Source organism: Salinispora sp. CH2A1_6 (assembly GCF_056820975.1).
Genome location: NZ_JBXEDG010000012.1, coordinates 193,052 through 219,180 on the forward strand (window position 1 = coordinate 193,052; position 26,129 = coordinate 219,180).

At 69.8% G+C, this 26,129-nt stretch carries 24 protein-coding genes and 1 tRNA gene; 10 read left to right on the forward strand and 15 right to left on the reverse strand.

The window, feature by feature from the left end; all coding sequences use genetic code 11:
* Positions 1 to 2: 2 nt before the first annotated feature.
* The gene (locus AC1UKG_RS16505; protein WP_482642436.1) at positions 3 to 2,150 is read left to right on the forward strand and encodes an ABC transporter ATP-binding protein; all 2,148 of its coding nucleotides are present in this window, start codon (positions 3 to 5) and stop codon (positions 2,148 to 2,150) included.
* Positions 2,147 to 2,854, forward strand: coding sequence for a copper homeostasis protein CutC (locus AC1UKG_RS16510; protein WP_018745162.1), 708 nt, complete (start codon positions 2,147 to 2,149; stop codon positions 2,852 to 2,854). The genes AC1UKG_RS16505 and AC1UKG_RS16510 overlap by 4 nt, the downstream gene beginning before the upstream one ends.
* Positions 2,855 to 2,988: 134 nt before the next feature.
* On the opposite strand, the gene AC1UKG_RS16515 is transcribed toward AC1UKG_RS16510, so the two are convergent.
* From AC1UKG_RS16515 to AC1UKG_RS16535, 5 genes are all read right to left on the reverse strand, one after another.
* Positions 2,989 to 4,401, reverse strand: a complete 1,413-nt coding sequence (locus AC1UKG_RS16515) for a right-handed parallel beta-helix repeat-containing protein (protein ID WP_482642435.1) — start codon at positions 4,399 to 4,401, stop codon at positions 2,989 to 2,991.
* A gap of 379 nt (positions 4,402 to 4,780) precedes the next feature.
* Positions 4,781 to 6,202, reverse strand: coding sequence for a right-handed parallel beta-helix repeat-containing protein (locus AC1UKG_RS16520; protein WP_482642434.1), 1,422 nt, complete (start codon positions 6,200 to 6,202; stop codon positions 4,781 to 4,783).
* A 194-nt stretch (positions 6,203 to 6,396) separates the two neighbouring features.
* Entirely contained in the window at positions 6,397 to 6,534 is a 138-nt protein-coding gene (locus tag AC1UKG_RS16525; RefSeq protein ID WP_155244550.1) for a hypothetical protein, read from the reverse strand.
* Between the two features lie 57 nt (positions 6,535 to 6,591).
* On the reverse strand, positions 6,592 to 7,647 hold the full coding sequence (locus AC1UKG_RS16530) for a DNA/RNA helicase domain-containing protein (RefSeq protein WP_482642433.1): 1,056 nt from the start codon (positions 7,645 to 7,647) through the stop codon (positions 6,592 to 6,594).
* On the reverse strand, positions 7,622 to 8,515 hold the full coding sequence (locus tag AC1UKG_RS16535) for a hypothetical protein (RefSeq protein ID WP_482642432.1): 894 nt from the start codon (positions 8,513 to 8,515) through the stop codon (positions 7,622 to 7,624). The genes AC1UKG_RS16530 and AC1UKG_RS16535 overlap by 26 nt, the downstream gene beginning before the upstream one ends.
* A gap of 239 nt (positions 8,516 to 8,754) precedes the next feature.
* Here AC1UKG_RS16535 and AC1UKG_RS16540 point away from each other — a divergent pair, with 239 nt between their 5' ends.
* Complete coding sequence (locus tag AC1UKG_RS16540) at positions 8,755 to 9,138, forward strand: nucleotide pyrophosphohydrolase (protein WP_482642431.1); 384 nt, start codon at positions 8,755 to 8,757, stop codon at positions 9,136 to 9,138.
* A 16-nt stretch (positions 9,139 to 9,154) separates the two neighbouring features.
* Here AC1UKG_RS16540 and AC1UKG_RS16545 read toward each other — a convergent pair whose 3' ends face one another.
* From AC1UKG_RS16545 to AC1UKG_RS16580, 8 genes are all read right to left on the reverse strand, one after another.
* Positions 9,155 to 9,781, reverse strand: coding sequence for an HAD-IA family hydrolase (locus AC1UKG_RS16545; protein ID WP_482642430.1), 627 nt, complete (start codon positions 9,779 to 9,781; stop codon positions 9,155 to 9,157).
* 53 nt (positions 9,782 to 9,834) lie between these two features.
* On the reverse strand, positions 9,835 to 11,286 hold the full coding sequence (locus AC1UKG_RS16550; RefSeq protein WP_018815568.1) for a serine/threonine-protein kinase: 1,452 nt from the start codon (positions 11,284 to 11,286) through the stop codon (positions 9,835 to 9,837).
* Between the two features lie 72 nt (positions 11,287 to 11,358).
* Positions 11,359 to 11,838 (reverse strand): hypothetical protein, encoded by a 480-nt coding sequence (locus AC1UKG_RS16555; RefSeq protein ID WP_018745156.1) that lies wholly within the window; start codon positions 11,836 to 11,838, stop codon positions 11,359 to 11,361.
* A gap of 168 nt (positions 11,839 to 12,006) precedes the next feature.
* Positions 12,007 to 15,579 carry an adenylate/guanylate cyclase domain-containing protein gene (locus AC1UKG_RS16560; protein WP_018745155.1) on the reverse strand — a complete coding sequence of 1,191 codons (3,573 nt, stop codon included), beginning with the start codon at positions 15,577 to 15,579 and terminating at the stop codon, positions 12,007 to 12,009.
* The gene (locus AC1UKG_RS16565) at positions 15,576 to 16,403 is read right to left on the reverse strand and encodes an MBL fold metallo-hydrolase (RefSeq protein ID WP_018745154.1); all 828 of its coding nucleotides are present in this window, start codon (positions 16,401 to 16,403) and stop codon (positions 15,576 to 15,578) included. Before AC1UKG_RS16565 ends, AC1UKG_RS16560 begins: the two co-directional genes overlap by 4 nt.
* A 113-nt stretch (positions 16,404 to 16,516) precedes the next feature.
* A complete protein-coding gene (locus AC1UKG_RS16570) occupies positions 16,517 to 16,978 on the reverse strand; it encodes a RidA family protein (RefSeq protein WP_482642428.1) in 462 nt (153 codons plus the stop codon).
* The gene (gene sp36 / locus AC1UKG_RS16575) at positions 16,975 to 17,130 is read right to left on the reverse strand and encodes a Sp36 family protein (RefSeq protein WP_012184767.1); all 156 of its coding nucleotides are present in this window, start codon (positions 17,128 to 17,130) and stop codon (positions 16,975 to 16,977) included. The genes AC1UKG_RS16570 and sp36 overlap by 4 nt, the downstream gene beginning before the upstream one ends.
* A gap of 48 nt (positions 17,131 to 17,178) precedes the next feature.
* A complete protein-coding gene (locus AC1UKG_RS16580; RefSeq protein WP_018745152.1) occupies positions 17,179 to 17,568 on the reverse strand; it encodes a hypothetical protein in 390 nt (129 codons plus the stop codon).
* A gap of 314 nt (positions 17,569 to 17,882) precedes the next feature.
* On the opposite strand from AC1UKG_RS16580, the gene AC1UKG_RS16585 reads away from it, so the two are divergent.
* From AC1UKG_RS16585 to bagB, 3 genes are read left to right on the forward strand one after another with little or no spacing between them, the layout of a single operon-like run.
* Entirely contained in the window at positions 17,883 to 18,632 is a 750-nt protein-coding gene (locus AC1UKG_RS16585) for an Rv0361 family membrane protein (RefSeq protein WP_482642427.1), read from the forward strand.
* 20 nt (positions 18,633 to 18,652) lie between these two features.
* On the forward strand, positions 18,653 to 19,630 hold the full coding sequence (gene bagA / locus AC1UKG_RS16590; protein WP_018745150.1) for an ATPase BagA: 978 nt from the start codon (positions 18,653 to 18,655) through the stop codon (positions 19,628 to 19,630).
* A gap of 54 nt (positions 19,631 to 19,684) precedes the next feature.
* Positions 19,685 to 20,836, forward strand: coding sequence for an ArsA-related P-loop ATPase (gene bagB / locus AC1UKG_RS16595; protein ID WP_026325445.1), 1,152 nt, complete (start codon positions 19,685 to 19,687; stop codon positions 20,834 to 20,836).
* A 67-nt stretch (positions 20,837 to 20,903) separates the two neighbouring features.
* Here the strand turns inward: bagB and AC1UKG_RS16600 are convergent, their stop codons facing one another.
* The gene (locus tag AC1UKG_RS16600; protein ID WP_018745148.1) at positions 20,904 to 21,224 is read right to left on the reverse strand and encodes a WhiB family transcriptional regulator; all 321 of its coding nucleotides are present in this window, start codon (positions 21,222 to 21,224) and stop codon (positions 20,904 to 20,906) included.
* A gap of 404 nt (positions 21,225 to 21,628) precedes the next feature.
* Between AC1UKG_RS16600 and AC1UKG_RS16605 the strand changes: the two genes are divergently transcribed.
* Positions 21,629 to 24,055 carry a transglycosylase domain-containing protein gene (locus AC1UKG_RS16605; RefSeq protein WP_026271783.1) on the forward strand — a complete coding sequence of 809 codons (2,427 nt, stop codon included), beginning with the start codon at positions 21,629 to 21,631 and terminating at the stop codon, positions 24,053 to 24,055.
* 72 nt (positions 24,056 to 24,127) lie between these two features.
* On the opposite strand, the gene AC1UKG_RS16610 is transcribed toward AC1UKG_RS16605, so the two are convergent.
* On the reverse strand, positions 24,128 to 24,583 hold the full coding sequence (locus tag AC1UKG_RS16610) for a GatB/YqeY domain-containing protein (RefSeq protein ID WP_018815565.1): 456 nt from the start codon (positions 24,581 to 24,583) through the stop codon (positions 24,128 to 24,130).
* 25 nt (positions 24,584 to 24,608) lie between these two features.
* Here AC1UKG_RS16610 and AC1UKG_RS16615 point away from each other — a divergent pair, with 25 nt between their 5' ends.
* From AC1UKG_RS16615 to AC1UKG_RS16625, 3 genes are all read left to right on the forward strand, one after another.
* On the forward strand, positions 24,609 to 25,502 hold the full coding sequence (locus AC1UKG_RS16615) for a metallophosphoesterase (RefSeq protein ID WP_018745145.1): 894 nt from the start codon (positions 24,609 to 24,611) through the stop codon (positions 25,500 to 25,502).
* Between the two features lie 69 nt (positions 25,503 to 25,571).
* Positions 25,572 to 25,648: transfer RNA gene (locus AC1UKG_RS16620), tRNA-Pro, on the forward strand.
* Positions 25,649 to 25,813: 165 nt separating this feature from the next.
* Positions 25,814 to 26,068, forward strand: coding sequence for a hypothetical protein (locus AC1UKG_RS16625; RefSeq protein ID WP_018745132.1), 255 nt, complete (start codon positions 25,814 to 25,816; stop codon positions 26,066 to 26,068).
* Positions 26,069 to 26,129 lie beyond the last annotated feature (61 nt).

Consider the following 26,129-nt stretch of genomic DNA (forward strand, 5'->3'; position numbering starts at 1 on the left):
GAATGAGCGAATCGATCGGTCTAACCGCCCGGCACTCCGCGCCGGCTGTGCATGCGGCAGCCGGCCGGCCCCTGCTGGAACTACGGGACCTCGACACCGACATCGCGCTGCGCCGTGGCACGGTACACGCCCTCGACGGCATCAGTCTCGACGTCGCGCCCGGGCAGACCCTCGGCGTGGTGGGCGAGTCCGGCAGCGGCAAGACGATGACCGCACTGTCGATCATGGGACTACTTCCGCCCGGCGGTCGCGTCACCGGTGGGCAGATTCTGTTCGAGGGACGGGATCTGCGATCGTTGCCAACCGATGAGGTACGCCGGATCCGAGGTGTCCGGATGGGCATGGTCTTCCAGGACCCGCTCACCTCGCTCAACCCCACCATTCGCATCGGTGCCCAGGTGGCCGAACCGCTGCGCGTACACAAGCGGGTCGGCAGGGCGGAGGCCAGGGACCGGGCCATCGAGATCCTGCGCCGGGTCGGGATGCCGCGGCCGGAACGGATCGTCGACAACTATCCGCACGAGTTGTCCGGCGGTATGCGGCAACGGGTCGCCATCGCCATGGCCCTGGTCTGCTCGCCAAGCCTGCTGATCGCCGACGAACCGACCACCGCACTCGACGTCACCACCCAGCGGCAGATCCTCGAACTCATCGACGACCTCCGGGAAGAGTTCGGGATGGCCGTCATCCTGGTCACCCACGACCTCGGAGTGATCGCCGGTCGGGCGGACCGGGTAGCCGTCATGTACGCCGGACGGGTGGTGGAGACCGCGGCTACCGAGCACCTGTTCCACGCACCCCGACACCGCTACACCGAGGCCCTGATGCGGGCGCTTCCCGAGTCGGCCATCCGGGACAGCGGCGGACACGACCGACTGATCAGTATCCCGGGGCTGCCACCGGACCTGTCCGGTCCCCTGACCGGATGCCGGTTCGCGGCACGGTGTTCGTATGTCAGCGACGAATGCCGGACCACCGACCCGTCCCTGATCCCGGGCACGCATCAGCACGCGTGTCTGCACCCGGTACCCACGCCCGCCGTGGCATCCACCGACCCGGCACGGGTCGAACCGGCGGCGGAGCCGGCACGGGTCGACCCGGCGGCGGAGCCGGTCACCGCAGCGCCGGCCGAGGTCACGGAGTTGCCTGTCCTGTCGGTGCGGAACCTGATCAAGAACTACCCGGTGCACGGCCGTGGGCTGCTGCGCCGGGCAGCCGGGCAGGTAAGCGCGGTGGCCGACGTCTCCTTCGAGGTCAGGCCCGGGGAGACCTTCGGGCTCGTCGGTGAGTCCGGCTGCGGCAAGTCCACCGTGGGACGGCTCTCCGTCGGCCTGGAACGGCCCTCCGCCGGGCAGATCGTGTTGGACGGTACGGATCTCACCGACCTCACCGGTCGGGAACGACGCCGGATGCACCGACAGGTCCAACTCATGTTCCAGGACAGCTACGCCGCGATGAACCCCCGGATGCGGGTTGACGCCATCCTCGCCGAACCGCTCGAGATCCAGAGGGTGGGTGACAGTTCGGCCCGACAGGCACGGATCGCCACTCTCCTCGACCAGGTGGGGTTGTCCCGGCGCGCGCTGGAACGCTACCCCCACGAGTTCTCCGGCGGTCAGCTGCAGCGGATCGGGCTGGCCCGGTCGCTGGCGTTGCACCCCCGGCTGATCGTCGGCGACGAGCCGGTGAGCGCGCTGGACGTGTCGATCCAGGCACAGGTGCTCAACCTGATGCGGGACCTGCAGCGCGAACTCGATCTGGCGTACATCTTCATCAGCCATGATCTGTCCGTGGTCGACTACATGGCTGACCGGATCGGTGTGATGTACCTCGGCAAGCTCGTGGAGATCGGGCCTGCCCGGGAAGTGGTGCGGGCTGCCCGGCACCCGTACACGCAGGCACTTGTCGACGCGGTCCCGTCCATCACGCCGGATCGGGTCGCCACTCGCGACGGCACGACCATCCGGGGCGAGCTTCCCAGCGCCCTCGACCCACCCACCGGGTGTCGGTTCCGTACGCGCTGCCCGCGCGCGGCGGACATCTGCACGACCGAGCCCCCGCTGGTCGGCGGCCTGCACCAGGTGGCCTGCCACCTGCCGCTACGCCCGGAGCCGACCGGCACACCCACCCAGGACCAGGCCGTCAGATGACCACAGTGGAGATCTGTGTCAGTGACGTACCGTCCGCACTGGTGGCCGAGGCGGCCGGGGCCGACCGGCTGGAGCTCTGCGCCGACCTCGGCCAGGGCGGCACCACGCCGAGCCTGGGGACGGTGGAGGTCGCCCTGCGTACGCTGCGTACGGCCGATTTGCGCGTCATGATCAGGCCCCGGGGCGGTGACTTCCGAGTGAGCGAGATCGAGCAGCAGGTCATGCGCGCCGACATCGCGGCCCTCCGCGCCCTGCCCAACCCACACGGGATCGCGGTCGGCGTGGTGGTCGGCGCGCTCACCCCCGACAACAACCTCGACCTGGCCGTGCTGCGGGACTTGATCGAGGCGGCGGGGCCGTTGCCGGTAACCGTCCACAAGGCCTTCGACGAGGTTGACGACCAGCTCGCGGCGATCGACGAGATCATCGACCTCGGGGCGGACGCCGTGCTCACCTCGGGCGCGGCGACCACCGCGCTGACCGGCGCCGCCCGCATCGCCGCCCTGCGGCAGCGGGCCGGCGATCGGCTTCGGATGATCGCCGCCGGCGGTATCCGCTCGCACAACGTCCGGCAGGTGCTCGCCGAAACCGGCGTACGGGAGGTCCACCTGCGTGCGCCCGTCCGGCGCGATGGACGCGAGGCTACCGACGGCGATGAGGTGAGCCGTCTCCTCACCGCGGCGCGGGATGAATGGAGGCGCTGATCGCCCGGTCCAGCTCATAGCTGTCGCTGGCCGGGGCGCGGTTCGGATTCCCTCCGCCGTTACGGATTCACGAAGGGGCCCGTTCCCACCGGGTCACGGCAGGAACGGGCCCCCGAGCCAACGCGATCAGGCCGCTATCCGGCGCAGCCGGGCACGTTGACGCAGTTGTTTGGCCGATTCTTGATGACGACGGTACCGGTCGCCGGGTTCAGGTTCACCGTACCCGCCACGTTGAGAATACCCCCGCCGTTACCGGTGGCGATATTCTTGACAATCTTCGTGTTGAACAAGTTGACGGTGGCCATCCCACCTACTCCGATGTTGAATATCCCACCCCCCGACACGCTCTGGTTGGCCGTGATCAGGGTGTTTCGGACAACTACTGTGGAGTCGAAGGAAAGGGCCGAGTTGACGATCCCGCCACCGTTCGCGCCCGGCGCGACGTTACCCGCGATCTTGCTGTCTTCGACGGTGGCCACCGCTGCCTCGGTGAGCGCCTGGATACTGAGGCCGCCGCCCTGAAGGGCGGCGGTGTTGTCTGCGGCGGTGACCCGCCGCATGGTCAGCATTCCCCCTTCGGCGAAGACCCCACCACCGTTACTGCCGGTGTTGTTGGTGATGGTGGAGTCGGTGAGGGTGACGTTCGCGTTGAAGCTACCGACTCCTCCGCCGGCGTCACCGGTGCGGTTGCCGCTGATGGTGCTGCCGGTCACGAGGGTCGTGCTACCCGGTGAACCGCCGATACCTCCGCCGGAGCCGAGAGCGTTATTGACCGTGTTCGCGGTGACGGACGACTTTTTGACGGTGAGCAGACCATCATTGTCGATTCCGCCACCCACGCTTTCCGCGATGTTACGACCGATCGTGGAGTGCGTGGTGGTGGTGATGCCGTCGTTGGCGATGCCACCACCCCTGCTGCTGGCGATATTGCGGGTGACGGCACTGTTCTTGACGGTCAACGCTCCGCCGGTGTTGACGAGCACTCCCCCACCGTCACCGTCGGCCTGCCCGCCGGTGATCTTCAGGTGGTTGAGGGTGAGGTCACCGCCGACATCGACGGCGATGATACGAAACTCCTCCACGGCGGCGGCACGGGTGATGGTGGTGTGTTTGCCGCCGTTCAGGGTGATGGGGGTGGTGATCGCGGGCAGGCCGGCACCGTCGATGTTGGCGGTGAGGGTGTAGGTGCACTTCTCGGCGAGGTCGAGCACGGCTCCGCCGCGAGCGTTGGCGAGGGTGATCGCGGCGATCAGCTTGTCCGCATCACAGGGCACGGGGATGCCCTTGGGCTTCTCCCCCTTCCGCCCCTTGTCGGACTTGCCCTTGTCGGGCTCGCCCCCACCGCGGTGGTCATCGGCGGAGGGTTGCTCGTTGACGGAGGCCAGGGGACGTCCGGCCGCGTCGGCGGCCGGGGCGGCGACACCGACCGTGGTGAGAGCCAGTCCGGTCGCCCCGGCCAGCCCCACAGTCCATCGCCACCGCGTTCTCGCCCGCACCCGGTCGGTGCAGACCGGCTCGGGTCCGGATATGTGGTCCTGATGGTTCATCGCAATCCTGGTGTCCTTCCCCCGTGAACGGCGAGGAACTCCGGCGCCCCGGGGCAGACCGGGGTGGCGTTCCTCGGCTACCAGAAGGCGGTAGCAACCACCACGAGTGAAACGGACTCAAGCCCCAAACAGGCACATAATGCGAGTGATGCCTACTAAAGGGATGCGAGTCGCCAGGGAAGCGGGGATGCCGCCGGGGCGGAGGGGCACGGCAGCCGCGCACGGTCATGCTCATCACCGCCGCCCAGGGTCGGGGGCAGGGCGAGCGCCAACCACCGACAGCCTCGACGAGTTCCGGCCCACCCCGGGTTGCCCGAGATCCGCGCCCACCCACCTGGCGGTAGGGATCGACCCCCTCCACGCCCGACGCAGTCACCCCCTACCCGGCGCAGCCTGGCACGTTGAAGCAGTTGTTTGGTCGATTCTTGATCACGATCGTGCCGGTGGCTGGGTTCAGATTCACCACACCGACCGGCACATTGAAGATGCCCCCGCCAGTTTGAACGGCGATGTTATTGATGATCTTCGTGTTGGCAAGGGTGACCACGCCATTGAGGCCCTGGCTCGCGAGGTTGAATATTCCGCCACCAATTGCTGCCTGGTTATCCGTGATGTGGGTGTCCCGGACGTGCACCGTGGAGGGTTGGTTGAGGGCGGCGTTGACGATACCTCCACCGTTCTGGACGTTGGCGACGTTATGCGCGATCTTACTGTCCGCAATGGTGCCCACGGTTGCCACGTTGAGGCCTTGGAAGACTAGGCCACCGCCCTGATTGGTGGAGGTGTTGTGGGTGACCGTAACGTGGCGCAGGGTCACGCTGCCCCCCTGAGCGAAGGTCGCACCGCCATTGCTGGCGCGGTTGCCGGTGATGGCGGAGTCGGTCACGGTGACCTTCGCACTCAAGCCGCCGGCTCCGCCGCCGGCGCCAACGGCGCTGTTACCGCTGATGGTGCTCCGGGTCACGAATGTGGCACTGCCGGGGAAGCTGCCGACTCCGCCGCCGATTCCGTTGAAGACGTTTGCCGCATTCGCGGTGACGTTGGATTTCTCGATGGTGAGTAGACCCGCATTACCGACACCTCCGGCCGAGGTCGCCGCGCTGTTGCGACTGACTGCGGAATGGTTGATCATGGTGGTGCCGTTGTTGGCGATGCCACCACTGCTGCCAGTGCCGTCGCTGCCAGCGGTGTTTCGGGTGACGGTGCTGTGGTTGGTGGTCAACGCTGCGCCAGTGTTGACGAAGATGCCGCCACCGTCGCCGGCGGTTTGTCCACCGGTGATGTCGAGGTGATTGAGGGTGAGATCGCCGCCGACGTTGACAGTGAGGATCCTAAACTCCTCCACGGCGGCGGCACGGGTGATGGTGGTGTGTTTGCCGCCGTTCAGGGTGATGGGGGTGGTGATCGCGGGCAGGCCGGCACCGTCGAAGTTGGTGGTGAGGGTGTAGGTGCACTTCTCGGCGAGGTCGAGCACGGCACCACCACGGGCGTTGGCGAGGGTGATCGCGGCGATCAGCTTGTCCGCGTCGCACGGGACCGGGACGGGCTTCGGCTTCATCTCGTTCTTACCCTTACCCGGGTCGGATCCTCCCCCGCGGCGATGGTCCTGCGTGGAGGAGGGCTCGTCGGCGGAGGTGAGCGAAGGTCCGGCAGTGCCGGCGACCGAAGCGGTGACACTGGTGGCGATGAGTGTCAGGCCGGCTAGCCCGGCAGCCCACCACCACCGCCGTGATCTCGGTCGGAGATCGACGAGGTGAACCGGTTCGCGCCTGCGGGAGTGGTCGCGGTCTTGATGGTTCATCCTGCTCTCGGTGTCCTTCCCCCGTGAACGGCGAGGAACCGCAGCCCAGGTGGATAGACGGTTGGGGTTTCCCCGCCTACCGGGCAGCGGTGGCAACCATCCGAGCTAAACCGATCCGAGCCCTAGACTCGGACATAACGCCTCATATGCCCCATAAGTTATCTCCAGTAGCTACGTCACGGCTGCTGGCCTACTCACCCGAGCAGCACGGCCAGCTCCGGAGCGAACGCTGAGCCCGCCGACCCGTACGCTGACAGATCGCCCGCATCGCCGCTCTGCGGCAGCGGCACGGCGGCCGCCGGCGATGAGGTGAGCCGCCTCCTCACCACCACGCGTCCACGGTGAGCGGCCGCCGGTCAGGCAGCCGCAATGGAGTACCGAGCCGACTCTCAGATCTTTGGAATTCCCAGGTCAGCAAAGAGCTGCCGAGTCGCCGGGTCAACCGAGTAGAGCACCGTTCCACGAATAGAACGCGTCAGGAGAACACCATAGGCGTTTCGGATCGCCCGCAGGAGTTCCGCATCGTCCCCAATTAGCCGGGCTTTGCTGCGCACGTGCTTCCGGTGCAACAGCCACCGGCTGCCACTCCAGGTCAGGTCGGGGCCCAGGATCACTCCGCCCCATTCGTATTCCAGCCCCTGCACGGTGTGCACACAACCGACCTGGCCAAACCCGCCTGGTTCAGTGGCCCAGAAGCGCCGTTTCGGTACGCCTGGTGTTTTGTGGTTGTCACCGGCGTTCCACGGACGGGCCCAGCCCGCCTCCGGTTTGACATCCGGAACCGTCCCGGAATCGTCGGTCCACTCCCAGCACATCCCGGCGCAGATCCGGGCACTGAAGCCGGCGGCGACCTTGCTCTGCAGGAACGTCTCCATGGCGGCGGCGGTCTCGGCGTAGTAGAGCTCGAAAGGTTCTGGATCAGTGTCGACATCGGGGTTCCATCGCACCGGTTGGTCCGACAGGAACCGCTGGGACCAGGTGTCGTACGTCGCGCTACCGACGGCGCGCAACGGGCGGTCCAAACTGATCGGCACAACCTCCGCGCCGAGGTGTTGAATCTCCTTGACCAGCGCCTCTGGGGTCCAGACCTCCTCCCCGAACAGGCGCTGATCGCCGTCGACAAAGAAGACCGGGACCTTCGCCCGGGTGACGATCACCGAAACAGTGGATTCGCCGGGGCGCATCACGAAGGAACCCTTCATCGGCCGCTCGGTGAGCCGGTGCGCCTCGTCGCACAGAATCAGGTCCAACTCATCGGTCGCCACTCGGTCGGCGACGTTGTTCAAGGTGGCGAAGGTGGCCCGCAAGCCCGTGGCGGCACGCCGGAAGGTCTCCCGTGAGGCGACGCCCCCTGACACGTACCGTGCCGCATAGCCGTCCCCATGGGCGTCAGCCAGGAGGGTGAGCGCGACGAGCGACTTACCGGTGCCGGCCCGTCCGGTCACGACGAACACCTTCTTCGCACCGAACGACGAACACGTGCGAAGCGCGTCCATCACGTCCGTCACGGCACGCAGCTGGTTTTCCACCAGGCTGAACCGGGGTGTGCCCGTTGACGATGGCTCCGACTTCGTCGGTGAGCAGGGAGTTCGAGCGGCGGCGTTCGAGCAGCGCCTGGGCCGACTTTTCCCCCGGCACCGGGCTGAAGTTCGCCCGCAGAAAGCTCCGCAGGTCGGAGGGCTGCCGGGCCGTGAAGGTTTCGATCCCGGGACACGGCGCGACCTGACTGATCCATTGGGAGTCCGGATCCTTGAGGTTGTGTAGATAGGCCGCGCCGACAAGGTTGACATACCGATCGTCGAACATGCTGTGGTATCGCTGAAGTGTGCAGAGGTTCTTCCGCACCTGGACGGCGGGGTGCGCCTTGTGCTTGCCGTAGAAGGGCGCGTAGACCCGCCTGAGGGTGCACCGTCTGCAGTATCGATCGACTCCGCCGGGTCCACACGACGGACACTCGGGGTCCGGGGCGTTGGGCCGCTCGATAGCACTCCACTGCTTCAGCTCGATCACGGCATAGCTCAAGCCGCCGGACGGATGCGTTCCGGCGAGCACCACATCGATGGGAGCCATGTCACCCACCCGGTACTCCACGAACATCCAGACCTGCCCCAGGTCAAGGTCAACCAGCGTGGCCGCCACTTCGTAGAGGCTCTCCCGCCACGACTCGACCTCGCTCTGCGAGGGCCCCTTTCCCTTGCTGTGCGCCGCCCGGTAGCATTCTTCGATTTTCCGAACCGACCGGTCCATGTCCCGCACCAGCTCCGCCGCGGGCCAATACGCCTCCAGCGGTGTCGACGAACCCTTGGCCGCCATTCCTGACTACGCTCCCCCCCCCCCCCCCGATGACCGGCATCCCGACGCGACCAGGTGCCGCTGACCGGCGCAGCCGGGAACAATGACCGATACATATACCTGTTGGTGGGCGAGTATCCCACTCCCCGGCAGGGCCGACAAGCGACCCTGCTCACGGGGCCGTGCCAATCGAGTGACCTGTGCCTGACCGGGCGGACCAGGGTTGGAGCCCGCCCCGGTTGACGTGGTACTCATGGCAGATGACTTTGGAGGAGCTGCAAGAACAGCTGCGGCGCTTCGCCCAGGAACGTGACTGGGAACAGTTTCACGACCCAAAGAACCTGTCCATGGCACTGGCCGGAGAGGCGGGGGAACTACTCGAGATCTTCCAGTGGCTCTCCCCGGAACAGTCCACTGCGGTCATGGCTGACCCGGCCCGGGCCGAGGCGGTACGGCACGAACTGGCCGACGTGTTCGCCTACCTGCTCCGACTGACAGACGTACTCCAGGTCGACCTCGCCGCGGCCCTGCGCGAGAAGACCGAGCTCAATTCCCTTCGCTACCCTGCTGATCGAGCACGCGGCCGGAGCGACAAGTACCACAGTTATGGCCCGCCGGGGGCGAACACAGCGCAAAGCGCCTGAGGCTCCCGGTCCGGCCTCAGGCCAGCAAAGATGTGATCACCCGGTCCAGCTCATGCAGGTCGTCGAGGACAACATCGGCGTGGGCCAGCTCCGCCGGGGCGTGGGTGGTGGCCAGCGCCACCACCGCGGACCCGGCCGCTTTTCCGGCGGCGACGCCGGCGGGGGAATCCTCCACCACGACGCAGGACGAGGCGGCGACGCCGAGTTGCCGGGCGGCCAGCAGATACCCCTCGGGATCGGGCTTGCCGCGGCGCACGTCCTCCGCCGACACAAAGATCGATGGAGTTCGCAGACCGGCACCGCGCATCCGGGCGGTCATGAGGGGACGGGACCCGGACGTCACGACGGCCCACCTGTCGTCGGTGATCGTGGTCAGCGCGGCGGCGGCCCCCGGGATCGGGCACACCAGCTCGGCGTAGGAGAGCTCAAGGTCGGCCAGCTCCCGCAGGACCGACGCGACCGCCTCGGGCGGAAAGAACTCCGGCACCACATCCTCGTCGCGCCGGCCGTGGCAGACCCGCAGGACGGCGTCCACCTCGACGCCGTAGCGAGCGGCGACCGCACGCCAACTGGTGGTGACCGCCTCGGTCGAGTCCACGAGGGTGCCGTCGATGTCGAAGAGGACCGGCCGATCCATGTTCACCTGGCCTCCACGGTCGTCATCGGCAATCTCCGGGCAAGGTCACCACGCGACGCTCAGCGCACGAGCGTCGGGGCGGCGAGCGCGTCCAGCCCGCGCCCGGCCACACAGCGGTACGTCCGCTCCGCCTCCCCCGGGGGCAGCACCTCCAGTTTCCACCCCTCGGTGTGGGTGAGGCCGGCGGCGAGCTTGAAGGTGGTCTCGTTGCACACCCGACGAACCTTCGGGTCGACGCTGATGTCGGCGTAGCCGGGCCCGGGTTCTGCCCGGGGCAGCTCGCCCTCGGCGTAGCTCTCCCAGGTGTGCTCACCCGAGCAGGGCACCTGCTCCGCGGGAGTCCGCGACCCGCTGCCCCAGATCGGACCGAAACACTCCAGTTCGTCTCCACACCGGGCCCCGGACGGTAGCTCCGCGGCCCGGGCGCAGGCGGGCCGGAGGGTGTGCTCCGCGGTCCGGCCCGCGCTCGAGGTCGATGGCGACGCGCCCAGGCCGCCGGCGAGCCCGACCCCGGCCGCGAGGAGGGCGGCCGCCCCCGCGCCGCCGAGGAACCAGCGCCGCCGACGTCGGGCCGCGTCGGGAAGGGTCGGGTGCGCGTCCTCAACCGGCGCTCGGGGCGCGGGGCGAGTCGGCCGGCCGCCTGAGGCCACTGCGGAATGCCCGCTCGGGTCCGTCCCGGGGTGCCCGCCGGCGGCCGGCCCCGCAGGGGCGCTGGCGGCGGTTCCCCCAGTCGGCAGCGCGGCCAGCAGGTCCCGCAGCTCGATGGCGGAGGGTCGGGCCGTCGGGTCGTTCGACATGCCGGCCCGAAGGATGTTGACCAGTTCCTCCGGCACTCCGGGTAGGCTGGGTACCGGCTGATGGAACATCTCCAACACCGTCACCAGGCTGGGGTTTCGCTCGGACCGCCAACGCGGTGGACGACCGTGCATCACCGCGTAGAGGGTGGCGCAGAGGGCGTAGACATCCACTGCCGGTGATGGCGGGCTGTGGTTGAACATCTCCGGCGGCGCGTACGCCGGGGTGAGCACCTCAAGGGCGACTGTTGCGTCCCGCAGCTCGGCGACGACGGCCAGCCCGAAGTCGGCCAGCACCGCCGGGTTGAAGTGGGAGTGGAGGAGGTTGGCCGGCTTGATGTCCCGGTGCAGCACGCCGGCCGCGTGGGAGTGGGCGATCGCGTCGGCGATCTTGACTCCGAGGTCGCAGGCCTCCACGGGGCCGAGCGGCGAGGTACGCATCCGTTCGGCGAACGACCCGTCGCAGAGCTCCATGATCAAGTACGGGTGCTGGTCCACGGTGACCCCGACATCGAAGAGGTCAACCACGTGCGGGTGCGATGACATCCGACCGGCTGCCCGCGCCTCCCGGAGGAACCGGGCCTGATCCCGTTCGCTGTCCAGAGTGCGGTTCTCTACCTTGACCGCCACCTCGCGCCCTACCGAGATCTGGGTGGCCTTGTAGATCGTCGCGTAACCACCCCGGGCAAAAACCCGCAGATCGGTCAGCCCGGGCACGATGGGCGTTGGTAGCGCGCCAGGCGAGGTCTCCTCGGTCACAGCTTGAAAATACCGAACCAGGCGGGCTGTTCAGCGAACCGCGTCAGCGGTGGACGCCGGACCAACCGGGTCGGCCGATGACGAGACGGCACCGCCCGGCGCCGCGGCACCCGAGCCGCGGCGATCCCACCACAGGCCCACAGCGGTCGCCAACGCGCCCAGCGCCTCCCAGGCGGCCACCCCGAAGAACCGGTCCGGAGCGACGTCCGCCAGCACCAGGACGCTGAACACGGTGAACGTGAGGAGGCGGAACCCGACCGTGAACCGGAAGAAAGCCCGCCACTCGGTCGCCGAGGCGAGCAGATAGTAGACCCCCATGTTGAACGAGGCCATTGAGGACGCCGTCAGGAAGGTAATGGTGTGGTCACCCGACGTTCGGGACTCCAGCACCTCGAAGCCGAGCAGCCGCAGCAGCACCTCCGGCCAGATCAGCCCGACCGCGCCCAGAAGCAACGCGAGCAGGCCAAAGACCGTGACTGTCCAGCCGGCGGCGGAACGCGGCAGCTTCATCTGACCCCTTCCCGTCCGGCGCGCCCCCATCCCGATAGCGCGCTCGGCCTCCACGCTATCGACCACCGCCCCCGTACCGCATCACCGGAAGTACCGAAATCTGCCACCGACGACGCCACCGACGACGGCCGGACCAGTCGGCCGCCGATGGCGGCACCGACCGCCAGCTCAGTCGGCCGCGGGTAACCGGGCCAGAAGGACGTTCGCAGCCCGACGCTCGCTCCGCTGCTCGGTGGCGTACGCCAGGCGTACCGCCTCCTGGGCGCTGTCCCGCGCCGCCACCGACTCGCCGGTGGCGGCGAGTGCCTTCGCCAGGACCGCGGCGGCGACCACCTGGCTGCGCACATCCTCCGCCGGGACGGACTGGGCCCGCCGCGCCCAGTCCAGCGCCTGCTCGGCCTGCCCGTGGGCGAGCAGGGCGGAGGCGTACTGGGCCAGCGTCAGGCGACGGGAGAACAGCAACGCCGGGGTGGTCTGCGCGGCGGTCGCCACCGGGGCGAGCAGGCCGACCGCGGCGGCGGGATCACCGGCCGCCAGCCGGGCGGTGGCCAGCAGTACCCGCGGCGCCACCTGCGCCGGCGCCCATGGGTTGTACGGTTCGACGGCGGCCAGCACCGCCTGCGCCTCCCGCTCGGCCAGGTCGTAGTCGCCCGAGTCCAACGCCACGAACCCCCGCAGCGTGCCCGCCATGCCGGTCAACAGCGGATGCGAGGTACGGCGGGCGTACCCCATCGCGTCGGTGAGCAGATCCGCGGCGTGCTCCGGCTCGCCCAGGCCGCGGGCGATGACGCCGCGCACCACCAGCGCGAAGCCCCGCCCCCACTCGTCGGAGGCGGCGTCGAAGTCCCGGTACGCCCGGCGGGCCGCCCGGTCGGCCTCAGCCAGATCACCCAGCTCGGCGGTGGCGAACGCCTCCACCGCCCGCAGGGTGCCGACCGCCCACTGTTCGCCGACCCGCTCGCCGAACGGCAGGAACGCCCGGGCGAGCCGGCCGGCCTCATGCAGCCGGCCGGCGAGTAGCCGGGCGAAGGCGGTGGTGCCCCGCAGCCAGGCCCGCCCGTACGGATCCTTCAGCTCGGCGAACAACCGCGCGGCCCGGCCGAGCACCGCGTCGGTGCCGGCGAAGTCGCCCCGGGTGGTGGTGACCCAGGCCAGGTTCTGCAACGACCATGCCTGCCCACGGCGATCCTGCACCGCGAGACTGGTCTGGTACGACGCGGCGAGCCGGCTGCTCGCCTGCCCCAGCCGGCCGGCGACGAAGTCGGCCATCCCGAGCCGCCGCATCGCCGCCGCACGCAGCGTCGGCAGCTCGTGGGCCGAGGCGACCTGCAACGCCTCCTCCCAGGAGCTCATCGCCCGGTCCGGGTCGCCCATCGTCTGATGCGCCTGCCCGGCCAGGAGCAGCGCACTGACCCGGGTGGCGGCCTCATCCCCGGCGTTGGCGGCGATCTTCTCCGCGTTCGCGAGAGCGTCGGCCGCCTTGCCGATCTGGAGTAGCGCCCGCGCGTGCACCACCCGGTCGGCCGCCGGGACCCCGTCGGCGGCCAGCTCGCTGGCGCGTTCGGCGTACTCCACCGCCAGCAGCGGCTCCCCGGCGTGCATCGATCGGCGGGCGGCGTGGCCCAACGCGGCGACCCCGACCGGGACCACGGCCCGCGCCGGTGCGTCCGGACGCAGACCCACCGCGTCGGCGAGTGCGGTCGCCCGCTCCACGTGCCCGGCCACGAAGTCGTCCCGGGCGGCCTCGGTGAACCCACCGGAGGCAGGGGTACCGGTCGGCGGATCGACCGCCGCCCAGCGGGCGAGCGCCGCATGCCGTTCGGCCAGTTCGGCCTTGCTGACCCCGGCGTAGGCCGCCTCCCGCATCAGCGGGGTGGCGAACGTGTGGCCGGACCACGCGCGGTGCAACATCCGGCGTTGTAACAACTCCTCGACCGCACGTTCCAGCTCCACGGCGGCCACCGCGGCCGGTCGGCCGTCCCAACCGCTGCGCTGCTCTCGCAGCGCCTCCAGCGCCCCCGCCGGTACGGTGTCGCCGACCACCGCCGCGTCCCGCAGCACCGAACGGGCGTCCGGCGGCAGCGCGTCGATTCGCGCGGCGAGCACGGCCGCGAGGTCACGGGAGAGGAGTTGGCTGCCGAGTGAACCCGGCGCGAGCTGCCAGTCCTCGGCGGCGCCGACGGTCAGCGCGCCCCGCTCCATCAGCAGAGTGACCAGCTCGGCCAGGTAGAACGGGTTACCCTGCGCGGTGGCGAGCAGGCGATCGGCGTCAACCTGTGGTAGCCGGCCCCCGCTGAGGTAGCTGGTGAGCAGCCGCGCGGCATCCGCACCGCGCAGCGGCGGCAGCGCATGAACCTCGGCGTCGGCCACCCGGGTCAGCGCACCGGCCGTGCGGACCAGCTCCGGCCGGCCCAGCAGCAGCACCAGCACCGGGCCGACGAGCCGGGACAGGGTCTCACCGAGCGCGTGAGTGCTCTCGGTGGTCGCGTCGTGCAGATCGTCGACCACGACCACCAGCGGCGCCTCCGCGGCGAGAGCACTGAGCAGGTCGGCGACGGCGTTCGGCACCGCGTCGCCGTCGGCGGACTGACTCGCCGAACGCCACTCGCCCTGGTCGGTGGGCCCGCTGGGCAGCTCCGCGTAGCCGAGCAGGGCAAGCAACTGCTCGGTGGCGACCGGGGCGGGATCGCCACCGGCACGGCCGAGGCGCTGGCCGAGTCGACGCAGTCGCTCCTCGACCGCCGGTCGGGTGAGCGCGGTGGCCGAGTCTGTGGGCAGGCCGACCGCGGCACGGACCAGGTCCGCCAGGGGAGCGAGGCGGCGCCGTTCACCGAACGCCACGCAGCGCACGGAGAGCACCCGCGCGCCGGTGTACGCCGCGAACCGACCGGCGCCCACGTCGTAGCCGGCGGCGAGACGCTCCACCTCGGCGGCGAAGCGGGACTTACCGATACCGGCCTCGGCGGTCATCAGCAGTACCCGGGGCTCACCGCGGTCAACCACCTCGGCGAGCCGGCCCGCCACCCGCCCGATCTCGGTCTCCCGGCCGACGAAGGACGCCTCGTCCCCCAACCCGGACCGGGTGCCCGTGGCGTCCAGCAGGCCAAGCAGCTCGTACGCCGCGACCGGCTCGCGCTTGCCCTTCAGCCGCAGCGGGCGCAGCGCCCGCCAGGAGGCGATGTGCCGGGTGGCGGCGGCGGTCCGGTCCCCGGCGTAGACCGCGCCGACCGCCGCCGCGTCGGCGAGCCGGGCGGCGGTGTTGACCGTGTCTCCGATGACCGTGTACTCGAGGGCCGCCTGGATCCCGGCGATCACGTCCCCCGTGTTGAGGCCGACCCGCAGGCCCAGTGGCCCGCCGCCACCGCGTTCGTCGTCGAGGACCCGGCGCACCGCCCGCTGCATGGACAGCGCCGCCCGAACGGCCCGCTCGGCGTCGTCCTCGTGCGCCACCGGCGCACCGAAGACCGCCATGATGCCGTCCCCGGTCAGCTTGTCGACGTGCCCGCCGAAGGTCTTGACCGCGCCGGCCAGCGCCGCGAGCACCCGGTCGGTGACGGCGCCGACCCGCTCCGGGTCGAGATCCTCCGACCAGGAGGTGAAGTCGGACAGATCACCGAAGAGCACGGTGACCACGCGGCGTTCGGTGGCGGGGAGCGTCGCCGCAGCAGGCAGCGCGGCACCGCAGTTGTGGCAGAACCGGGCACCGGGTACCGCGACGGTTCCGCACACCGGGCAGGTCACTTCTGCTCCAACTCCGCATCGGTGGCGCCGAATTCCCGGCCCAGGTACGCCAGTTGCGCCCGGACCGACCATTGGGCGGCCCACCACAGCGACCGGTCGACATCGGCGTAGACGACCGCCACCACCTCGGCGGCGGTGCGGGCACCGGCGTCGAGCGCGGCCCGGACCTGGTCGAGTCGGGCCCGCCGGTGGGCCAGGTAGAACTCCGCCGCAGCGCCGCAGTCCGCCAGCGCCGGGCCGTGACCGGGCAGGGCCGGGATTCCGGCGTACGTCGAGAGCAGCTCCAGACTGTCCAGGTAGTCCCCGAGGTGCCCGTCCGGGTGGGCGACCACGGCGGTGCCCTGGCCGAGAATGGTGTCACCGGTGAGGACCACCCGCTCGTCGCCGTGCGTCGCGAGGAAGCAGACCGAGTCGGCGGTGTGTCCGGGGGTTCCCAGCAGGCGGATCTCCAGTGGGTCGCCGCCAAGGTCGCCGGCGTCCCCGGTCAGCGGCGCACCGCCGATGGTGTGTGCCGGATCCGCGGCGCGTACGGGTGCGCCGCCGAGCAGATCGTGCAGGCGCGCCGAACCTGCGGTGTGGTCGGGGTGCCCGTGGGTGATCAGCACCTGCCCGATCGGCCCCTGGGCGGCGATCGCGGCCAGGTGCGCCTCGTCGGCCGGTCCGGGATCGATCACCACCGCGGGTTCACCGGGGGCGGCGCGTAGCACCCAGGTATTGGTCCCAGTCAACGTCATCGGCCCGGGGTTCGGAGCCCGCAGCAGCGTGACCCACCCCGGCAGCGCGCCCGCGAGAGCTGTCGCCGGCGCCGTGAAGTGCCCGCTCATGGCTGAGATCGTACGACCACCGGCAGCGGCCTCCGCGATCTTGCACCGCCAACCTCCGCTTCGTACCCGTTCAGGGGTTTTGACCGGCAGGAGGTGCAAGATCGCGGCAGGGACTAGGCCGCGACCTCGACGATGACCTCAACCTCGACGGGCGCGTCCAGGGGGAGCTCCGCCACCCCGACCGCGCTCCTCGCGTGCCGACCGGCCTCGCCGAAGACCGTGCCGAAGAAGTCGGAGGCGCCGTTGATGACGCCCGGCTGGCCGGTGAAGCCCGGGGCGCTCGCCACGAAGCCGGTCACCTTGACGATCCTGACGACCTGCTCCAGCCCGACCAACGAGTTGACCGCCGCGAGCGCGTTCAGCGCGCACCGCTGGGCCAGCTCCTTGGCCTGGTCGGCGGAGACGTCAGCGCCGACCTTGCCGGTGGCGAGCAGCTTGCCCTCGGCCATCGGTAGCTGGCCGGAGACGTAGACGTGCGGCCCGGACTGCACCGCCGGCAGGTAGCTGGCGACCGGGGGCACCACTTCGGGCAACTCGTGCCCCAACTCGACGAGCTTCGCGCGCGGCCCGGTCATGCCTTGGCCCGCTTCAGGTAGGCGACAAGCTGCTCCGGGTTTGGCCCGGGAACCACGGACACCAGTTCCCAGCCATCCTCGCCCCAGTTGTCGAGGATCTGCTTGGTCGCATGGACCAGCAGCGGGACCGTGGCGTACTCCCACTTCTGCATCGCTGGAAGGCTCTCTTTCCTGGAGTGCGGTTCTTTCCAGGGCACAGCCTACGGTCCGGCGGCTGGCTGGGGCGCGGGACGTTGCTCGGCCACCACCTCGCCGCACTGGCCAGCGTGGTCAAAGGGCCGTGGGCAGCGGGACCGGTCCAGCAGGGGCAGGTCGCAGAAGACCCGGTGCCGGTTGTTCTGGTCGTCCGCGGTGGAGACGGTGGTCTCGCCGGCGTCCACCGCACCGAGGAAGCTCAACGAGGTGGCGATCGTGCCCGCCAGCGCGACGGCGGCGGCATGGTCTGCGACCCGGACCGGAAGGTGCACCACGTAGCCCGGCTCCTCCTCGTCCCGGAGCGGCAGAGCAGGCTGGTCCGGAACACCGCCGGGGGCGGGCAGCCGGATCACGGCCGGGAGTTGGGTCCGGGGGGTGTTCTCCACGTCGTGCATGCCCTGCCTCCGGCGATTGGTACCTGATCGTGCCCACGCCGCTCGGCCCGGCCCACGGCCCGATCCCGGCATCATCGGAACGTAGGCTGCTGGTCGATGGCCGCCAACAGGGCGCGCGGCATTCCGGCTGTCAAGTCACATATGTGACACCTGCGCCGACGGACTACGGACAACGTCCGGGGGTTGACGGGCTCCGGACAGAACCAGCGTCATGTCAATGGCCGGGCCAACCGCTACCCTTCCGGTCGTAGCCGGCGGTATACCGCCACCCGTCGCCTCGCCGAGCCGACGCAGTCCCATCCCCCGGGGGAGCGATGTCCCAGCCAGCCAGCGGTGATCCCACCAGTCAGCCCGACGGCCCGACCGCGGCCGGCACCCCCTCCACGCATCCACCGCACCCCACGGCGGCGTTCCCTGCACCGGGCACCCCCTCCACGCCCCCACCACACCCCACGGCGGCGTTCCCTGCACCGGGCACCCCCTCCACGCCCCCACCACACCCCACGGCGGCCTTCCCCGCACCGGGCACCCCCTCCACGCCCCCACCACACCCCACGGCGGCCTTCCCCGCACCGGGCACCGCCCAGCCCCCGAACCAGCAGCCGCCGGCGCCCCGCCGCCGACGCGGAGTGCTGATCGCGTCGATCGCGCTTGCGGTGACGCTGCTGCTCTGCCTCGGTGGCGGGATCGCCGCCTTCCTGGCGGTGGGCACGGTGGAGGACGGCGTGGGCAACGAGGAGCCCCAGGCCGTCGTGGAGGAGTTCCTCACCGCCGTCTACCAGGACCGGGACGCGGCCCAGGCGTCGAGCCTGGTCTGCTCGGCCGCCCAGGACCAGGACCGGATCTCCGCGAAGGTCGCCGAGGTGGAGAAGTACGCGGCCGACTACAAGAGGCCGCACTTCCGGTGGAGCCCCCTGACGGTTGACGACGAGACCGAGGACCGGGCCATCATCACCACCACCGTCACCATGACCACCGCCGACGAGAAGGTCGCCGATCTTCCCCTGCGTCTCACCGTGGTCAAGACGACGGGTTGGCGGGTCTGCGAGGTGGCGGGAGGGTGACCCCTGGTTAGGCTCGACGGGTGGGAGCAGCACAGCGACCGGCAGAGCCGGCCGGCACCGAGTGGCCGGCCCGCCTCCACGTGGTGACCGGCAAGGGCGGCACCGGCAAGACCAGCGTCGCCGCCGCCCTCGCCCTCGCCCTCGCCACCGGGGGCCGGCGCACCCTGCTGGTTGAGGTCGAGGGCCGGCAGGGCATCGCTCAGCTCTTCGGCACCGATCCGTTCCCCTACGCCGAACGGCACCTGACCGCCGCCGCGGACGGCGGCGAGGTGCGGGCCCTCGCCGTGGACGCGGAGGAGGCCCTGCTCGAGTATCTGGACATGTTCTACAAGCTCGGCGGCGCCGGGCGGGCTTTGCGCAAGCTGGGCGCCATCGACTTCGCCACCACCATCGCCCCGGGGCTACGCGATGTGCTGCTGACCGGCAAGGTGAAGGAGGCCACCACCCGTACTCGGGGCCAGCGGCGGGTGTACGACGCGGTGGTGTTGGACGCGCCACCGACCGGACGGATCGCGCGGTTCCTCAACGTCACCGCCGAGACCGCACGGTTGGCCCGGATGGGGCCGATCAAAACCCAGAGCGAGGGGGTCGCCGCACTGCTGCGCTCCCCGATGACCGCCGTGCACGTGGTGACGCTGCTCGAGGAGATGCCGGTCCAGGAGACCGCGGACGCCATCGCCGACTTCGCCGCGCTGGGTTTCCCGGTCGGACGGATCATCGTCAACGCCACCCGACCACCGGCACCGGTCGGGCCCGCGGTCACCGCGGCGGAGCTCACCGCCGGGCTGCTCGCCGCCGGGCTGCCCGCCGATGCGGCGACCGTCTCCGGCTTGGCGACCGAGGCGCGCGACCAGTCGGTCCGCCGCGACCTGGAGGATTCGCTCCGGACCGACCTGGCCGAGTTGGGCCTGCCACTGGTCGAGCTGCCGCTGCTGCCCGACGGGGTGGACCGGGCGGGTCTGGATCTGCTGGCCGCGGCGCTCGTCCGGGCGGCTTGACGCACTCCTCCCGTTGGCTCGGGAGCGTTGGTGAACCCGGCCCGATACGCTCGATTGGTGCCTTCCGACGACGCGGCTCCGCCGCTGGACGTTGACCGGATCCTCGCCGACCCCGGCGTACGGATCGTGGTCTGCTGCGGCGCGGGTGGGGTGGGCAAGACGACCACCGCCGCCGCGCTCGCGCTGCGGGCCGCGGAGGAGCACGGCCGCCGCACCGTGGTACTCACCATCGACCCGGCGCACCGGCTGGCCCAGTCGCTGGGGCTGACCGAGCTGAACAACACTCCGCGCCAGGTCAAGGGGATCGACGTCGAGGCCAGCGGCGGTGAGCTGCACGCCATGATGCTCGACATGAAGCGCACCTTCGACGACGTGGTGCTCCAGCACACCGACCCGGCGAGGGCCGCGGAGATCTTCGCGAACCCGTTCTATGCGGCCATGAGCTCCACCTTCGCCGGCACTCAGGAGTACATGGCGATGGAGAAGCTCGGGCAGCTGCACGCCCGGGGCGAGTGGGACCTGATCGTGGTGGACACTCCGCCCTCCCGCTCGGCGCTGGACTTCCTCGACGCGCCGGCCCGCCTCGCCCGTTTCCTGGACGGCCGGATGTTGCGGCTGCTGCTTGCCCCGGCCCGGACGGGCGGACGGAGCATGTTCAGCTTCGTCACCGCGGGGTTCGGCATGTTCTCGAAGGTTGTCCAGAAGGTACTGGGCGCCCAGTTACTGAGTGATCTCTCTGGCTTCGTCGCAGCCCTCGACTCGATGTTCGGCGGTTTCCGCCAACGAGCGGAACAGACCTACCGCATCCTGCAAGCCCAGGAGACGGCGTTCCTCCTGGTCGCCGCGCCGGAGCCGGACGCGATCCGGGAGGCCGCGTACTTCGCGAGCCGGCTGCGGGCCGACCGGATGCCGCTCGCCGGGCTGGTGCTCAACCGGGTGCACCGCCCGGCGGCACCGGAACTCGGCCCCGACGAGAGCTTGGCCGCCGCTGATCGGCTGGCCGGGCTGGGCGGCCACGACGGCACTGTGGACGCGCTCCGGGCCCACGCCGCGCTGGCCCACCAGGCGGTACGCGAACAGCGCGTGGCTGCCCGGTTCACCGCGACGTTCCCGACCGTGCCGGTGGCGTCGATAACCGCGCAGCCCGCCGATGTCCACGACATCGACGGGCTGCGGACGATCGGTTCGCTGGCCAGTCCAGAATGATCCTGTGGTCGACGGCGGCGGGCCCGGAGGTCCCGTAGCCGACCCACGGCCGCCCGGAGTGACGTCGTCAGCCAGCCGCGGCGGCCAGGACCTTGTCCCGGTCGGCCTTCTCCTTGGCGTTCTTCTTCATCGCGGCCTCGAACATCTTGCGCCAGCTGGCGACCTGCGGGTGGCGACGCAGCAGCGCCCGTCGCTCACGTTCGGTCATGCCGCCCCACACACCGAACTCGATCCGGTTGTCCAGCGCGTCGGCCAGGCACTCGTACCGGACTGGGCAGCTTCGGCAGATCCGCTTCGCCACGTTCTGTTCGGCGCCCTGTACGAACAACGCGTCCGGGTCCCCGTTCTGACATGCCGCCAGCGACGGCCAGTCAGTGATCATGCCCATCTGTACACGTCCCCCCTTGCAGTACTACCGACCCCATCGCGGACCAGCCGGCTGTTTCCCCCGATCGCCCCACCGACCTCCCCCAAGGCGGCACGGACGACCTGTGGCGCTGTCGCCGCTCCCATCATGCTCTGTAGTTGCACGATTACGCAACGTTGTCGGCAAAATCGATTATTCCGGACACTCCCGGCTTACCGGGCCTGCTGCCGCCCGCATACCCCACCGAGGTCCATGAAAACGCTGGACGCCCATCCCGCGCCAAGAGGAGACTCGGCGACGCCTGGTCCGCAACCACCTACCGGGGGTCGTGCGTTTAGCACAACGAGGACGGCGTGCGCAGGAAATGGGGAAAAGCCGCCCCGCGCCGCTCGTCGCCGGTTCGCTACCCTGTCGAGGTGACCTGGATGCGGAAACGTGATCATAATGTGCTGACCAATGCCGCATCGTTACTCGTCTGTGGCTTACTCGCCGGAGTGGTGGTCGCCGCGGCGGCCTTCCCCGCAGTGGCGCTGTCCGGGTTGGCCGCGAAGGCCGGCGCCGAGACCTTCGATGCCCTCCCCGAGCTGTTCGTGGACGCGGCCGGCCCCCAGATGAGCCGCCTACTCGCCGCTGACGGCAAGACACCGTTGGCCACGATGTACGACGAGAACCGCCGCGACATCACCAAGATCGACGACATCGCGCCAGCCATGCAGAAGGCGATCCTCGCCGCCGAGGACCACGACTTCTACGAGCACAACGGCGTTGACCTCAACGGCGTCGTCCGAGCCTTCGTAAACAACAGTCAGGAGGGCGCCGACCAGCAGGGCGCCTCCACGCTGACCATGCAGTACGTCCGACTCGCCATCGCGTACTCGGCAACGCACCCGGCCGACGTCGTCGCGGCCACCGAGGACACCAGCGCCCGCAAGATCCGCGAGATGAACCTCGCCCTGCAGGTGGAGAAGCAGTTCTCCAAGGACGAGATCATGCTGCGCTACCTCAACATCGCCGCCTTCGGCAACGGCGCGTACGGCATCTACGCCGCCAGTCAGGTCTACTTCGCCAAGCCCCCGAGCGAGCTCACCATCGCCGAGGCGGCGCTCCTCGCCGGCCTCGTCAAAGCTCCCAGTTCGTTGGACCCGACCACCACCAGCGGCTACCCGAGCGCGGTGGCCCGGCGCGACTACATCCTCGACCACATGGTGAAGATCAAAGCCATCACCGCGGAAGAGGCCGAGACGGCCAAGGCCAGCAAGCCGAAGATCGTCGGCAAGCGGGCGCCGAACGGCTGCGTCGACACCAACACGCAGGAGTGGGGATTCTTCTGCGACTACTTCTACCGCTGGTGGATGGATCAGGAGGCGTTCGGCTCCACCACCTACGACCGGGAACGGCGACTCAAGAGCGGCGGCTTCACCGTCATCACCACGATGGAGCCCCAGGTCCAGCAGGCCGCCGACGAGGCGGTCCGAAAGAGCCTCCCCGCCACCAGTAAGGCCGCGCGGATGCTCGCCGTGGTCGAGCCCGGCACCGGCCGGGTCCGCGCTCTCTCCACCAACCGCAACTACCAGCTCGACGACCCGGACAACCCGGAGAACAAGCCACACAGCAACCCGGCGAAGCGCGAAACCGGGGCGCTCGGCAACTATCCGAACACCGTCAACCCGCTCCTCACCGGCGGTGACGGCATCACCGGCTACCAGGCCGGCTCGACCTTCAAGATCTTCACCGTGGTCGCCGCGCTGGAGAAGGGCATCCCGCTCAGCCACACCATCAACGCCGAGCAACGGTTCCGGTCCGACTACATCATCCGGAAGAACAGCCCCGCCGCCTGCGAGGGCACCCACTTCTACTGCCCGGAGAACGCAAACCCCAGCATGGCTGGCGTGCACAACATGTGGAGCGCATTCGGAAGGTCGGTTAACACCTACTTCGTCCCCCTCCAGCAGCAGGTGGGAGCGGAGAAGGTGGTCGAGGTCGCCAAGAAGCTCGGCATCACCTTCCGCAGCCAGGAGGACCTCGACCTGGAGGAGAGGGGCGCCCACCAGTGGGGTGCCTTCACCCTCGGCGTCTCCCAGACCACGCCGCTGGAGCTGGCCAACGCGTACGCCACCCTCGGCGCCGAAGGGCTCTACTGCGAACCGACCCCGGTGCAGGAGATCCGCGACGCGGCAGGTAACAAGCTCGACATCGCCAACCCCCGCTGCGAACAGCGGATCAGCACCGAGGTGGCCCGCGCCGCCGTGGACGCCGCCCGCTGCCCCGTCGGCGACAAGTCGTCCACGACGAAGTGCGCCGGCGCGACCGCCAGCAAAGTGCGAAGCACCGTTAACGCCCCGGTCGCCGGCAAGTCCGGCACCACCGACAAGGACAAGACCGCCTCCCTGGTCGCGATGACCAAGCAGTACGCGGTCGCCGGGATCATGGCCGACCCGGACTGGCCGCAGACCAACCAGGAGATGGACCACGAAGGGGCCACCGGCATCAACCCGCCGGTCTACGAGACGCTGCGCGACGCGATGAAGGGAAAGCCCAGGATCGACTTCACCCCGCCGGAGAAGAAACTCCAGTTGGGGGACCAGCGGACTATCCCGACCGTCAAGTGCGTCAGCGTGGAGAAGGCGAAGTCCCGCATCACCGGCGCCGGATTCACGGCGGTCGTCTCGACGAACCGGGTCGAGTCGAACTGCCCGGCCGGCACCGCCGCCGGGACCAGCCCAACCGGCCGTACCGCCAAGGGCAGCGTCGTCTCCATCAAGGTCAGCTCCGGTCCGGCCCCGGAGCCGACCGAGCCGGCCGAACCGACCGGGCAGCCCGGCGGCAGACCGACGGAACGCCCCGCCAACTAGCGGCTCACTGAGGCGTCGAAGGGGCGGCCACCCTGATCGGGGTGACCGCCCCTTCGCGTACCCGGCGCCAGGTCAGCTGGCGAGCTGCCGGCGTACCTCGGCGGCGACCCGCCCCCCGGCGGCCTGGCCGGACACCGCGGCCTGGGCGGCCTTCATCGCCGGGCCCATCTGCCCCATGCCGGTGAAACCACCCGTGGTCAGGGCGGTCCTGACCACCTCCGCCAGTTCGTCGTCGGAAAGCTGACTCGGCAGGTAGCGCTCCAGCACCACGCCCTCAGCGGTCTCCTTCGCGGCCTGCTCGTCACGGCCGGCCTCGGCGAAGGCGGCAGCCGCCTCCCGGCGCTTCTTCGCCTCCTTGGCCAGGAGGGCGAGCACCTCGTCGTCATCGAGTTCCCGCTTGGCCTGACCGGCTACCTCGGCCGCGCCGACGGCGGCCAGCGCCATCCGGAGCGTGGAGGTGGTCATTTCGTCACGCGCCTTCAGCGCGGCCCGCATGTCCGTGGTCAGGCGGTCCTTCAAGGTACCCATGGACGGTCAAACTACTCTGTCAGCCATGGGAAAGCGCACACTATTCCGCTTCGCCGCCGGCACCGCCGTCGTGGGTGCGGCCACCCTGGCGTACGCATCGCTGATCGAGCGCAACATGTTCACCCTGCGGCGGTACGAGGTGCCGGTGTTGCCGGCCGGCGCGGAGCCGCTGCGCATCCTGCACCTGTCCGACCTGCACATGATGCCCAACCAGCGACGCAAGCAGGAGTGGGTGGCGTCGTTGGCCGGGCTGGATCCGGACCTGGTCCTGGTGACCGGCGACAACATGGCCAACCCCGACGCGGTGCCCGGGGTCCTGTGCGCGCTACAGCCGCTCCTCGACCGCCCGGGCGCCTTCGTCTTCGGCTCCAACGACTACACCGGCCCGGTCTGGAAGAACCCGTTCACCTACTTCCTGCCCGACCGCGAGTACACCGAGGGCGTGACCCTGCCCTACGACGAACTGCGGGACATCTTCACCGGTGCCGGCTGGGCCGACCTGAGCAACGCCCGTACCACGCTCAAGGCCGGCGGGCGGTTGGTGGAGCTGGTCGGGGTGGACGACCCACACATCGAGCGGGACGACTACGCGTCCGTTGCCGGCCCGGTCTCGCCCTCGGCCGACCTCTCGATCGCCCTCAGCCACTCCCCGGAGCCGGCCGTGCTGGACCAGATGGCCGCCGACGGGTTCAGCCTGCTACTCGCCGGACACACCCATGGCGGTCAGGTCTGCGTACCGGGGGTCGGAGCCCTGGTGACGAACTGCGGGCTGCACCGCTCGATGGCCAAGGGCCTGCACCGCTGGCCCGGCTCGGACTCCTGGCTGCACGTCTCGGCTGGCCTCGGCACCCATCCGACCGCGCCGGTCCGCTTCGCCTGCCCGCCCGAGGCGAGCATCCTGACCCTGATCCCCCACTGAGCCGGCGACGCCACGGGGATACCGAATTTGACCCGCGGATCGGGTGGGCTAGTATTTGTCGGCACGCCTCGGGGTGTGGCGCAGCTTGGTAGCGCGCTTCGTTCGGGACGAAGAGGTCGTCGGTTCGAATCCGGCCACCCCGACCAGGTAAGAGGGCACATCCATCGATTGGATGTGCCCTCTTAGTGCATACTGGCGCTGGTCCGGCCGATCCGGGGGTTCCTTCGAGACGAAGCAGTCCCGCACTCCCGCCTGCTGGCGATCTTCAGCCGGCATCGACCTTCGTGGCGGTCCCTCTCGACCACCTCAGGGTGGCTGGCACGATCGGTGTCATGCCAAACGGGAAGCCGGGCGATCACCCGGTCACAGACGTTACGGTTCACCGTATCGAGGTCTTTGGCCCAGCCTGCGACGAGTTGATCCGGGAGATCTGCGAGCGGGGCGGTGGGGCGGCTCTTGAACGACTGTACCTGTCGGCGCTTGACCCCCGTTTCGGAAGTTGTCCCGACCTCTCGGCGCTAGAGACCGGTCTACGCGAGATACGTGATCGACTGTCGGCGGCATAAAGGCCCGCCTTGTATGCCGCTGGGCCGCGTCTGGGCCGTCACCGGGCCGTCGAACGCCGAC